The following is a 12520-nucleotide window of genomic DNA, read 5'->3' as shown; positions in this document are numbered from 1 at the left end:
CGCGGCCGCCTTGTTCGTACGACGCGATATTGAGGCATGCACCAAGGCGTTCGCGCGCAAATCCCACAGGAATAATTGGCCCGAAACAAACGTAGGAGCGAGCGCAGCTCGCGATTGCGCCGCGCGGGCGGCGCTCGCTCTAACAGGCGCTGCCATACCTTGTGGCAAACACCTGTCAGCCCTGATGCGATCCCTGTGGGAGCTGGCTTGCCAGCGATAGGGCCAGCACTGCCCCAGCAGATTCACCACACAATCGCTTTATCACGACAAATGGCCACAGGGCAGTTATTTCAACGCCTGCAGCGCGCCAAGCCGCTGTTTTCTCTCGCCAGATTTGCATTCCCCCAGTGATTAACGCTGGCCAAATGCCGCCTCAAATGGGAACCTTTAGGGCCCTGGAGACGTCCACTCCCCTGCAACCCGCTTCGGTTGAGGGCTGGTTTCATCAGCATTTTCGGGCCCGACGGGGTTCGGCTCATGGCCAGATCGCAGCCTTCGGTTTGCATCTGGCTGCTACTCGCGAACACACCACCCGCCGCCACCCCTGGCCGGCAACCAAGAAGTGTGCTCGCCGACAACACAAGGAGTCCGCCTGTGGCTAAACGCTACGGTAAAGGGCTGTTGGGATGGGCCGCCGTGCTCGTCATCCTGGCCCTGCTGGTCCACTGGATCGGCATCGACACGATCGCGCGGTATCGCGACGATCTTGGGTTCTACCTGCAAGCGCACCTGGTACTGGTGCTGGCTTCGATGGCGGCGGCACTGGCCGTGGGCATCCCCGCCGGCATTGCGCTCAGTCGGCCGCACCGGGTCGACAAAGCCGAGCGCTTCATGCAGTTCTTCAACGTTGGCAATACCATCCCCCCCCTGGCCGTTCTGGCCATCGCCCTGAGTATCCTGGGCATCGGCGCCGGGCCGGCGATCTTCGCACTGTTCCTCGCCTCCCTCCTGCCCATCGTGCGCAACACCTACGAAGGCCTGAAAAACGTCCCCGCCTCGCTCAAGGAAGCCGCCACGGGCATTGGCATGACCCCACGCCAGCAACTGTGGCAGGTCGAGCTGCCCAACGCCGTGCCAATCATTGTCGGCGGTGTTCGCGTGGCCCTGGCCTTGAACGTGGGCACCGCACCGCTGGCATTCCTGATTGGCGCCAATAGCCTGGGCAGCCTGATTTTCCCCGGCATCGCCCTGAACAACCAGCCACAACTGCTGCTGGGGGCCGCCTGTACCGCACTGCTGGCCCTGCTACTGGACGCGGCGGTGAATTTCTCCAGCAAGCGCTGGCTGGAACGTGGCCTGGCCCACTAAGGATAGGGAACGCATGAAGAAAACAATCGCCTTGCTGCTGGGCGCGGCCCTGCTGTTCGCAGGATTTGCCCAGGCAGCGGAAAAGCCCCAGATCCGCATCGGCGCGCGGGTGTTCACCGAACAGACCGTACTGGCCGAAATCACCGCGCAGTACCTGCGTGCCAACGGTTTCGACGTGCGCGTCACGACCGGCCTGGGTAGCAACATCGCGCGCCAGGCCCAGGAAACCGGCCAGCTCGACCTGATGTGGGAATACACCGGCGTATCGCTGGTGTCGTACAACCACATCGAAGAACGCATGCCCAGCGCCGAAGCCACCTACGCCAAGGTCAAGGCGCTGGACGCGAAAAAGGGCCTGGTCTGGCTGACCCCGTCGAAGTTCAGCAACACCTACGCCTTGGGCCTGCCCAAGCAAGTGGCCGAGGCCTATCCGCAGGTCAACAGCATCAGCGACCTCAACCAGGTACTGCGTGACGAAAGCGAGCGCAAGCACCTGGTGGCGCTGGACACCGAGTTCGCCAACCGCCCCGATGGCCTGGTCGGCCTGAAAGCGATGTACGACCTGCAACTGGGCCGTGCCAACATCCGCCAGATGGACGCGGGCCTGGTCTACACCGCCATGCGCAACAACCAGGTGTTCGCCGGCCTGGTGTACACCACCGATGGCCGCCTGAGCGCCTTCAACCTGAAGCTGCTGGAAGACGACAAGCACTACTTCCCTGACTACACGGCCGCGCCGGTGGTGCGCAAGGCCGTGCTCGACGCCAACCCGCAGCTGGCGGGGCTGCTCAAACCGCTGGCCGAGCAACTGGACGATGAAACCATGCGCCAGCTCAACGCCAAGGTCGATGTCGAGCACCAGAACCCGACCGCCGTGGCCGCCGCCTTCCTGCGCGATCACCCACTGACCAGCGAGGGCCAGCCATGAACCTGATCGATACCTTCAACCACCTCGACTGGGCCCAGGTACTGAACCTGACCGGCCAACACATCATGCTGGTCGGTGTGGCCGTGGGCCTGGCGATTCTGGTGGGCGTGCCGCTGGGCATCCTCATGACCCGCTTCCCGGCCCTTGCCGGCCCGCTGCAGGCCAGCGCCACGGTACTGCTGACCATCCCGTCGATTGCCCTGTTCGGCCTGTTGCTGCCGCTTTACTCCAAATTCGGCCAAGGCCTCGGGCCGCTACCGGCGATTACCGCCGTGTTCCTGTATTCGCTGTTGCCGATCATGCGCAACACCTACCTGGCCCTGACCAATGTCGAACCCGGCATCCGCGAAGCCGCACGCGGCATCGGCATGACCTTCGGCCAGCGCCTGCGCATGGTCGAGCTGCCCATCGCCGTGCCGGTGATCCTCGCCGGCGTGCGTACCGCCGTGGTGATGAACATCGGCGTCATGACCATTGCCGCCACCATCGGCGCCGGCGGCCTTGGCGTGCTGATCCTGACCTCCATCAGCCGCAGCGACATGTCGATGCTGCTGGTCGGCGCGGTACTGGTCAGCCTGCTGGCCATCATCGCCGACCTGCTGCTGCAAACCCTGCAACGTGCCCTGACTCCAGAAGGACTGCGCTCATGATCGAACTGAAGAACCTCAGCAAAACCTTCAACGTCAACGGCAAGGACGTCAAAGCCGTCGACGCGGTAAGCCTCACCGTCAACGAAGGGGAAATCTGCGTGTTCCTCGGCCCATCGGGCTGCGGCAAAAGCACCACGCTGAAAATGATCAACCGCCTGATCACGCCAACCTCGGGCCAGGTGTTCATCAATGGCGAGGACACCACCGGGCTGGACGAAGTGACCCTGCGCCGGCACATCGGCTATGTGATCCAGCAGATCGGCCTGTTCCCCAACATGACCATCGAAGAGAACATCACCGTGGTGCCGCGCCTGCTCGGCTGGGACAAGCAGAAATGCCACGAACGCGCCCGCGAACTGATGCACATGATCAAGCTCGAGCCCAAACAGTACCTGCAACGCTACCCGCGCGAGCTTTCCGGTGGCCAGCAGCAGCGTATCGGCGTGATCCGCGCGTTGGCGGCCGATGCGCCGGTGCTGTTGATGGACGAACCGTTCGGCGCGGTCGACCCGATCAACCGTGAAATGATCCAGAACGAATTCTTCGAAATGCAACGGGCGCTGAACAAGACCGTGATCATGGTCAGCCACGACATCGACGAAGCGATCAAGCTTGGCGACAAGATTGCCATCTTCCGTGCCGGCAAGTTGCTGCAGCTGGACCACCCGGACACCCTGCTGGCGCACCCGGCAGACGAGTTCGTGAGCAACTTCGTAGGCCAGGACAGCACCCTCAAGCGCCTGCTGCTGGTGCGCGCCGAAGATGCGGCAGACAACGCCCCGGCGGTCAGCCCGGAAACGCCGGTAAGCGATGCGCTGGAACTGCTCGACGAACACGACCGCCGCTACGTGGTGGTCACCGACGCGCAGAACAAGGCCCTGGGCTATGTACGCCGGCGGGACATGCACCGCCAGCAGGGCACCTGTGGTGACTTCCTGCGCCCGTTCAATGCCACTGCCTCGCACGACGAGCACCTGCGCATCCTGCTGTCGCGCATGTACGAGTTCAACCGGGCGTGGTTGCCGGTGCTGGATGCCGAGCAGGTGTTCCTCGGCGAGGTGACACAGGAGTCGATTGCGGCGTACCTGAGTTCCGGCCGCTCGCGCGGCGCCAAGACCAGCATCGTCTCCCCAGCGGAGGCGGTGGCATCGTGAGGCGCGCTGCCCAGTGATGCGCAGCAAGGTGCGGATCCGGGTTTCACGCACCTGAAACGTCGCATCCGTTGGTCGGTAACAAAAAATTTATGCGCGATTTTCGGCACGTGGGTACCAGAAAAGCGTGGCCATAAATATGAACACCTCTGGTGCCATCGGGTATCAGGCTGCTGCCACAGGGTGGGTCAAAACCCTGTAGCAGCGGCCTCAACCGCACATGAGCCGACGTGGTCCATTCCACAATTTTTTACGCTTGAAACACCACCGGGAACATCAGCCGGTCATATGAGTCGTTTATTCAAACGACAGGTGGCCGATCAACGCCGATCACGCCAGGATTGCCTGTTGATTCTGCATTCTTCACGCCCTAAAGTGCGCGCCGAACGTCCATGCTGGAAACGATCCATCCGGCTCAAGTACTGAGTAGGCGAACCAAAGTGGGGATACGGAGGACGTTCAGTTTGCAGCCACTTAATCTTTCAGTTTGCCCATGGAGTCCCTGAGCATGTCGATCCAGGTCGAAGACTATTTCGCGCGTGATACCTTCCAGAAAATGAAGGCGTTCGCCGACAAGCAGGAAACCCCGTTCGTACTCATCGATACCCAGATGATCAGCCAGGCTTACGACGACCTGCGCGCGGGTTTCGAATTCGCCAAGGTCTACTATGCGGTGAAGGCCAACCCGGCTGTCGAGATCATCGACCTGCTCAAGGAGAAAGGTTCGAGCTTCGACATCGCCTCGATCTACGAGCTGGACAAGGTGTTGGGCCGCGGCGTCAGCGCTGACCGCATCAGCTATGGCAACACCATCAAGAAGTCCAAGGACATCCGCTACTTCTACGAGAAGGGCGTGCGCCTGTATGCCACCGACTCCGAAGCCGACCTGCGCAACATCGCCAAGGCCGCCCCGGGCTCGAAAGTGTACGTACGTATCCTCACCGAAGGCTCGACCACTGCAGACTGGCCGCTGTCGCGCAAATTCGGCTGCCAGACCGACATGGCCATGGACCTGCTGATCCTGGCCCGCGACCTGGGCCTGGTGCCCTACGGCATCTCCTTCCACGTCGGTTCGCAACAGCGCGACATCAGCGTGTGGGACGCCGCCATCGCCAAGGTCAAGGTGATCTTCGAGCGCCTGAAGGAAGAAGACGGCATCGAACTGAAGCTGATCAACATGGGCGGTGGCTTCCCGGCCAACTACATCACCCGTACCAACAGCCTGGAAACCTACGCCGAAGAAATCATTCGCTTCCTCAAGGAAGACTTCGGTGACGAGCTGCCGGAAATCATCCTCGAACCTGGCCGTTCGCTGATCGCCAACGCCGGCATCCTGGTCAGCGAAGTGGTGCTGGTTGCACGCAAGTCGCGTACCGCCGTCGAGCGCTGGATCTACACCGACGTGGGCAAGTTCTCCGGCCTGATCGAAACCATGGACGAAGCCATCAAGTTCCCGATCTGGACCGAGAAGAAAGGCGAAACCGAAGAAGTGGTCATCGCCGGCCCTACCTGCGACAGCGCCGACATCATGTACGAGAACTACAAGTACGGCCTGCCGCTGAACCTGGCCATTGGTGACCGCCTGTACTGGCTGTCGACCGGTGCCTACACCACCAGCTACAGCGCAGTGGAATTCAACGGCTTCCCGCCGCTGAAGGCCTACTACCTGTAATGCACAACGGGGCCGCGAGGCCCCGTTTTCATGTGTGCAGATGCCGAGATCAGCGCTGTCGAGGTGGGAGCCGGCTTGCCGGCGATTGGGCCAGCACAGGCAACTTCAAGCTTCGCGCCGTTCGATTTCCTCGGCATAGCGCGCGGCAAACGCCATGAGCACCGGCCCCGCGCCCTGCAGGGTCACCAGCGCCGCACGCAGGAAGTTCAGGTTACCCTCGACCCGCGCACGCTCCAGCCAAGGCGCAGCCTCGGCCACCTGGCCACGCTCGACCAGCACCAGCCCCAGGCTGAACATGCCGCGAAAATCCCCTGCCTCGGCCGACCGGCGATACCAGCGCACCGCACGCGCGGGGCTGGGCGCGGTGGCAATGCCCTGCTCCAGATAGCGCCCGTACAGGTTCATCGACTTGGCATGCCCCTGCTGTGCGGCCTTCTCGTAGCACATCAGCGCCTGCGCCTGGTTGGCCGGCACACCACGCCCGGTCGCCAGCAGGTTACCCAGGTTGTACAGCCCCCAGGCAAGCCCGGCATCGGCGGCGCGGGCATAGTGCACGGCGGCTTGAGCCAGGTTTACCGCACCGCCCCAGCCATGCTCCAGGCAACGCCCGAGCATGTTATGCGCCATGGCGTTGCCACCTTGCGCGGCAATGGCAAACCAGCGCCGGGCAACCTCGGCGTCGGCTTCTATCCCGCGCCCATCGAGCAGGATCTGCCCCAGCAGCAACTGCGCTTCGACCACGCCCTGCCCCGCCGCTGCCAGGATGGCCTGGGCCGCCTTGCCCGGGCTTTGCTCAAGCATGGCCCGCAACCCGGCCACGTCCAGCACTTCCTCACGCCGCAACTGATAGCCCACGGTCAGACCTCGGCCCAGCGGCGCAGCAGGTTGTGGTAGGTGCCCGTCAATTGCAGCAACGCAGGGTGTTCTGGCACATCGGCCGTCAGTTGCTGGATGGCATTGTCCATTTCGAACAGCAGCGCGCGCTGGCTGTCCTCACGCACCAGGCTCTGGGTCCAGAAAAAGGCGGCATAGCGCTGCCCGCGGGTGACCGGGTTGACCTTGTGCAGGCTGGTGCCGGGGTACAGCACCAGGTCACCGGCCGCCAGCTTGACCTGCTGCTCACCATAGGTGTCCTGAATGACCAGTTCCCCCCCGTCGTAGCTGCCCGGGTCACTGAGAAACAGCGTGGACGACAGGTCGGTACGCACGCGCTCCGGGCTGCCCTTGGGCTGGCGCAGGGCATTGTCGATGTGAAAGCCGAAATTGCCGCCCTCGCGGTAGCAATTGATCAGTGGCGGGAACACCTTGTGCGGCAACGCCGCCGACAGGAAGCGCGGGGTTTTCCACAGGCGGTCGATCAGCGCGGTGCCGATTTCCTTGGCCAGCGGGTGCCCTTCTGGCAGTTGCAGGTTGTGCTTGGCCTTGGCCGACTGGTAGCCGGCAGTGACCTTGCCATCGGCCCAGTCAGCCTGCTCCAGCGCCTCGCGAATACGGGCCAGTTCGTCAGCGGCGAACAGGCCTGGGATGTGCAGCAGCATGGCAAGGTTACCGTCGGGAACTGTAAAGGCCCAATGATATTGATTCCCTTTTGCGCTACACAAGCCTTTTCGCCGCTTACGACGTTTCAGCCGAATGGAAATTCAAGGGCAAATTGTAAAGATTGTAAATTCTTCACGAATGGTAACGAATCTCAATTGTTAGTCACAATCGCTTACATTAGTATCCGCCGCCTCACCACCTTGGGGAAGGTTTCCAGCAATGCGCCAGTCCGTACCATCTGCAGTAAGCTCACCGCGTCTGATCGTTAGCGCCATAGGCATCGCGCTTGGCGCATCGTCGGCCTACGCCGCCGACCCGGCTGCCAGCAGTGCCATCACCCTGGATGCCACCAGCGTGAACGGCAAGGCTGAGCAGGCCAGCAGCGACTACAAAGCCGAGCGCGCAGCTTCGCAGAAGTACACTGCGCCGTTGGTGGACACCCCGCGCTCGGTCACGGTGATCCCGCAACAGGTGATCAAGGATACCAACGCCCTGACCCTGCAAGACGCGCTGCGCACCGTGCCAGGCATTACCTTCGGCGCCGGCGAAGGTGGCAACCCGCAAGGCGACCGCCCGTTCATTCGCGGTTTCGACGCCCAGGGCGACACCTACCTGGACGGCGTGCGCGACACTGGCGCACAAACCCGCGAAATCTTCGCCATCGAGTCGGTTGAAGTGGCCAAGGGCCCGAACTCCGCCGTAGGTGGCCGCGGGGCAGCGGGCGGTACCATCAACCTGGTGAGCAAGCGCGCGCACCTGGGCAACTCGCTGGACGGTGCCTGGACCTGGGGCAGCGACCAGACCCAACGCTATACCTTCGACGGTAACTACCAATTCAGCGATACCGTGGCCGGCCGCCTCAACCTGATGACCCATGAAAGCAACGTCGCCGGCCGCGACAAGGTGAACTACGACCGCTGGGGCATCGCCCCGTCGCTGGCCTTCGGCCTGGGCACGCCGACCCGCGTCAACCTCGACTACTACCACCTGGAAAGCGACGACCTGCCGGATTCGGGCATCCCGTACAGCATCCCGTTGGCTGGCAGCGCCGCCCGTACTTCGGCCCACCCGAGCAAGCCGGATGATGGCGGCGACAGCGACAACTTCTATGGCCTGAGCGGTCGCGACTTCCGCAAGAGCCGGGTGGATATTGCCACCTTCGCCATCGAACACGACCTTACCGACGCGCTGACCGTGAAGAACACCCTGCGCCACGGCAACAGCATGCAGGACTACATCCTCACCCAACCGGACGACAGCAAGGGCAACGTCAACAACGGCAGCGTCTGGCGCCGGGCCAACACCCGCGTTGGCAACACCGCCACCACCACCAACCAGACCGACCTGTTTGGCGAGTTCTACCTGGGCGGCATGAAGAACAGCTTCTCCACCGGCATCGAGCTGAGCCGCGAAGAAAGCGACCGCTCCAGCTACACCGTCAACACCAACACCGGGCTGAACGCATCCGTGTGCAACCCCGGCCTGATCGGCGCCAACAGCGGCTACAACTGCACCTCGCTGAGCAACCCGAACCCGGATGACCCGTGGAACGGCAGCATCGCCCGCAACTACGCCGGCACCGATACCAAGAGCGACACCCGCGCCCTGTATGTATTCAACACCCTTGAGTTGTCGCCTGCATGGCTGGTGAACATGGGCCTGCGTTACGACCACTTCGATACCCAGTACCGCACCTATGACGCTGCTGGCGCCACCGTGGTCAATGCCAAGGGCGTAGCCGCCAAAGGCAAGGATACCAGCGAGTTCGTCACCGGCCAGCTGGGCCTGGTATGGAAACCGGCCGACAACGGCAGCGTCTACGTGTCCTACGCCACCTCTGCTACCCCACCGGGTGCAATGCTGGGCGAAGGCATGGAGGCCAACCCACTGGGCAACACCACCGACCGTGCCGGCAACCTGTTGAGCAGCGACATGGAGCCGGAAGAAACCACCAACTACGAAATCGGCACCAAGTGGGACCTGCTCGACCAGCGCCTGTCGCTGACCGCCGCGCTGTTCCGCACCGAGAAGGAAAACGCGCGCGTTCAGGTCGATACCACAAGCTACGAGAACGTCGGCGAAACCCGCGTGCAGGGTATCGAACTGTCGGCCAGTGGCAAGATCACCGCCAAGTGGCAAGTGTTCGCTGGCTACACCTACATGCAGGCCCGCCAGATCGACGGCGGCCCGCTGGGCAAGGCCAACGACGGCAACCAGTTGCCGAACACCCCGAACAACAGCGCCAGCGTGTGGACCACCTACGCGATTACACCGAAGCTGACCGTGGGCGGCGGTGCGTTCTACGTGGATGACGTATACGGCAGCGTAGCCAACACCACCATGGTCGACAGCTACGTACGCTACGACGCCATGGCTGCCTACAAGCTGACCAAGAACATCGACCTGCAATTGAACGTGCAGAACCTGACCAACGAGGTTTACTACGACAAGGCCTTCTCTACCCACTTCGCCAACCAGGCGGCTGGGCGCACGGCATTGCTGACCACCAGCGTGCACTTCTGACAGGGGTTGGGTTGACCGGGCGGCGCTGGTAAAACGCAACACGCTAAAAAACACCCACCCCGGCCCCGTTCATCTCCGTGAGCGGGGCTTTTGCGTATCAAGGCATAATGCACGCCGCGCAGCATGCGGCAGAAACACAAGGTGATGATGTGGTGAAGAAGACGCTGTTCCAATTGCACTGGTTCTTTGGCATCACCGCTGGCCTGGTGCTGGCCTTGATGGGCATTACCGGAGCGCTGTACTCGTTCCAGGAAGAACTGCTGCGCGCCTTCAATGCCGACGTGCTGAAGGTCGAGGTACGCGCCGAAGGCGTACTGCCGCCAGCCGAGCTGGTGCAACGGGTCGAAGCCCAGCAACACGAGAAGGTATCGATGCTGTGGGTGGATGTGCGCGAAGGCAATGCCGCGCGTATCTTCTTCATGCCCGCACCGGGCGAACGCCGTGGCCTGCTGCGCTACGCCGACCCGTACACCGGCGAGCTCAAGGGCGAAGTGGCCGGGCAAGGCTTCTTCAACCTCATGCTCACCCTGCACCGCTTCCTGGCGATGGGTGATACCGGCCGGCAGATCACGGGCGCTTGCACCCTGCTGCTGGTGTTTTTCTGCCTGTCCGGCCTGTACCTGCGCTGGCCGCGCAAGGCGCTTAACTGGCGCACATGGCTGACCTTGGACTGGGCCAAGAAGGGCCGCGCCTTCAACTGGGACCTGCACGCCGTGGCCGGCACCTGGTGCCTGCTGTTCTACCTGCTGTTTGCCCTGACCGGGCTGTTCTGGTCCTACGAGTGGTACCGCGAAGGCCTGAACAGGCTGCTGGCCGATGCGCCGGCCGCTGGCCAGCAGCACAAACGCGGTGAAGGCCGAGGCCGACACGGGCCGCAAAAGGTCGACCCCAACGCGCCGCCGCGGGCGGTCGACTACGATGCCATCTGGGCCAGCCTCAAACAGGCTGCCGGGCCTGGCCTTGCGGCGTACAACCTGCGCCTGCCAGCGGCAGGCGGTCAGCCGGCCAACCTGTTCTACCTGCTGGACAGCGCCGACCACCCACGGGCCTTCAACACCCTGGTGCTGGACCCGGCCACCGGCCAGGTCAGGCGCCAGGAGCGCTATACCGACAAATCCTTCAAGGCCCAACTGCTGCAAAGCGTCTACGCCCTGCATGTGGGTGAATACTTTGGCCTGCCGGGGCGCATCATCGTCACCATCGCCAGCCTGACCATGCCGCTGTTCTTCGTCACCGGCTGGCTGCTGTACCTCGACCGCCGCCGCAAGAAGCGCCAGGTGCGCGCCGCTCGCGGCAGCGTTGCCAGCAACAGTGGCAACGGCGACAGCTGGCTGATCGGTTTCGCCAGCCAGAGCGGCCTGGCCGAGCAACTGGCCTGGCAGAGTGCTGGCCAGTTGCAGGCAGCCGGCCTGCCGGTGCAGGTCCGCGCCCTGGCCGAACTGGGTGAGGAAGACTTGCGCCAGGCCCGCCGCGCACTGTTTGTAGTCAGCACCTTCGGCGACGGTGAAGCCCCCGACAGCGCGCGCGCCTTCGAGCGCAAAGTGCTCGGGCAACCCTGGGCGCTGAACAACCTCAGCTACGCCCTGCTCGCCCTTGGCGATCGCCAGTACCCGCACTTCTGCGGTTTCGCCCGCCGCCTGCAAGCGTGGCTCGCCGAGCGCGGGGCCAACAGCGCATTCAGCCCGGTGGAAGTGGACAATGCCGACCAGGCTGCCCTGCAGCAGTGGCAGCAAGCGCTGGCGCAGCTGACCGGGGCCCAGCCGGTGGCCGCCTGGCAACCGCCAAGCTTCGCCAACTGGACGCTGGTGCAGCGCAAGCTGCTCAACCCCGGCAGCCAGGGCCGGCCGGTCTACCTGCTAGGCTTGCAACCGCAAACCCCGGTCAGTTGGGAGGCTGGCGACCTGGTGGAGGTGCTGCCACTCAATGGTCCACCGCGGGTCGCCGCGTTCCTCAAGGGCATGGCGGTCGATGCAACCACAGCGGTGCAGGTCAATGGCCTGAGTGAAACCCTGGCCCAGGCGCTGGCCGGTCGCCAGTTGCCCACGCGCCGTGATCACCTGATCGGCCTGCAGCCGCAGGCGCTGGTCGATGCCCTGGTGCCGATTGGCAGCCGTGAATACTCCATCGCCTCGATTGCCAGCGATGGCGTGCTCGAGTTGATCGTACGCCAGGAGCGCCACGCCGATGGGCAGCTGGGCCTGGGTTCCGGCTGGTTGACCGAGTACCTGCCGCTCAATGGCACGCTGAGCCTGCGCCTGCGCCGCAACAGCAGCTTCCACCTGCCGGGCCACGCCGCACCCATGATCCTGATCGGCAATGGCACTGGACTGGCCGGCTTGCGCAGCCTGATGCGGGCGCGGGTGAATGCGGGGGAGCAGCGCAACTGGCTGCTGTTCGGTGAGCGTAACCGCGCCCATGACCTGTTGTGTGGTGAAGAGCTGCAAGGCTGGCTGGCCAACGGCGACCTGGCACGGCTGGACCTGGCGTTCTCTCGCGATCAAGCCGAAAAGGTGTATGTGCAGGATGTGTTGCTGCAGCAGGCCGAGGCGTTCAAGCGTTGGCTGGCAGAGGGTGCGTGTGTGTATGTCTGCGGCAGCCTGCAAGGCATGGCTGCGGGGGTGGATGCGGCGCTCAATGGCATCCTTGGGGAGGGTGCTGTGCAGCAATTGATCGAGGATGGGCGGTATCGGCGGGATGTGTACTGATCAGCCTTTGATGTAGCCGGCACGGGCCCTATCGCTGGCAAGCC

9 protein-coding genes are annotated in these 12520 nt (G+C 63.4%); 7 read left to right on the top strand and 2 right to left on the bottom strand.

Features of this window, described 5'->3' with window-relative positions; genetic code table 11:
* Nucleotides 1–594: 594 nt before the first annotated feature.
* The 5 genes from GYA94_RS24895 to GYA94_RS24875 all read left to right on the top strand — a co-directional run bounded on the left by GYA94_RS24895 (nt 595) and on the right by GYA94_RS24875 (nt 5709).
* Entirely contained in the window at nt 595–1308 is a 714-nt protein-coding gene (locus tag GYA94_RS24895) for an ABC transporter permease (protein WP_029885067.1), read from the top strand.
* Between the two features lie 13 nt (nt 1309–1321).
* Nucleotides 1322–2236, top strand: coding sequence for a glycine betaine ABC transporter substrate-binding protein (locus tag GYA94_RS24890; protein ID WP_110680045.1), 915 nt, complete (start codon nt 1322–1324; stop codon nt 2234–2236).
* A complete protein-coding gene (locus GYA94_RS24885) occupies nt 2233–2886 on the top strand; it encodes an ABC transporter permease (RefSeq protein ID WP_029885069.1) in 654 nt (217 codons plus the stop codon). The genes GYA94_RS24890 and GYA94_RS24885 overlap by 4 nt, the downstream gene beginning before the upstream one ends.
* Complete coding sequence (locus GYA94_RS24880) at nt 2883–4040, top strand: osmoprotectant ABC transporter ATP-binding protein OsmV (protein ID WP_054911402.1); 1158 nt, start codon at nt 2883–2885, stop codon at nt 4038–4040. The genes GYA94_RS24885 and GYA94_RS24880 overlap by 4 nt, the downstream gene beginning before the upstream one ends.
* Nucleotides 4041–4545: 505 nt before the next feature.
* Entirely contained in the window at nt 4546–5709 is a 1164-nt protein-coding gene (locus tag GYA94_RS24875) for a type III PLP-dependent enzyme (RefSeq protein ID WP_029885071.1), read from the top strand.
* Between the two features lie 105 nt (nt 5710–5814).
* Here the strand turns inward: GYA94_RS24875 and GYA94_RS24870 are convergent, their stop codons facing one another.
* On the bottom strand, nt 5815–6564 hold the full coding sequence (locus GYA94_RS24870; RefSeq protein WP_029885072.1) for a tetratricopeptide repeat protein: 750 nt from the start codon (nt 6562–6564) through the stop codon (nt 5815–5817).
* Between the two features lie 2 nt (nt 6565–6566).
* A complete protein-coding gene (locus GYA94_RS24865) occupies nt 6567–7247 on the bottom strand; it encodes a Fe2+-dependent dioxygenase (protein WP_029885073.1) in 681 nt (226 codons plus the stop codon).
* A 220-nt stretch (nt 7248–7467) separates the two neighbouring features.
* Here GYA94_RS24865 and GYA94_RS24860 point away from each other — a divergent pair, with 220 nt between their 5' ends.
* A complete protein-coding gene (locus GYA94_RS24860) occupies nt 7468–9771 on the top strand; it encodes a TonB-dependent receptor (protein ID WP_161893310.1) in 2304 nt (767 codons plus the stop codon).
* Between the two features lie 149 nt (nt 9772–9920).
* Nucleotides 9921–12476 carry a PepSY domain-containing protein gene (locus GYA94_RS24855; RefSeq protein ID WP_161893309.1) on the top strand — a complete coding sequence of 852 codons (2556 nt, stop codon included), beginning with the start codon at nt 9921–9923 and terminating at the stop codon, nt 12474–12476.
* Nucleotides 12477–12520 lie beyond the last annotated feature (44 nt).

The sequence above is a fragment of the Pseudomonas juntendi genome, from assembly GCF_009932375.1.
Taxonomy (GTDB): Bacteria; Pseudomonadota; Gammaproteobacteria; order Pseudomonadales; family Pseudomonadaceae; genus Aquipseudomonas; species Aquipseudomonas juntendi.
The sequence above is the reverse complement of the archived record's forward strand: the minus strand, read 5'-3'. Positions and strand labels throughout refer to the sequence as shown.

Bases quoted from the DNA above. Each gene is read 5' to 3' on its own strand.
- GYA94_RS24890 (WP_110680045.1), top strand. From the start codon at position 1,322: ATGAAGAAAACAATCGCCTTGCTGCTGGGCGCGGCCCTGCTGTTCGCA.
- GYA94_RS24885 (WP_029885069.1), top strand. From the start codon at position 2,233: ATGAACCTGATCGATACCTTCAACCACCTCGACTGGGCCCAGGTACTG.
- GYA94_RS24880 (WP_054911402.1), top strand. From the start codon at position 2,883: ATGATCGAACTGAAGAACCTCAGCAAAACCTTCAACGTCAACGGCAAG.
- GYA94_RS24875 (WP_029885071.1), top strand. From the start codon at position 4,546: ATGTCGATCCAGGTCGAAGACTATTTCGCGCGTGATACCTTCCAGAAA.
- GYA94_RS24865 (WP_029885073.1), bottom strand. From the start codon at position 7,247: ATGCTGCTGCACATCCCAGGCCTGTTCGCCGCTGACGAACTGGCCCGT.
- GYA94_RS24860 (WP_161893310.1), top strand. From the start codon at position 7,468: ATGCGCCAGTCCGTACCATCTGCAGTAAGCTCACCGCGTCTGATCGTT.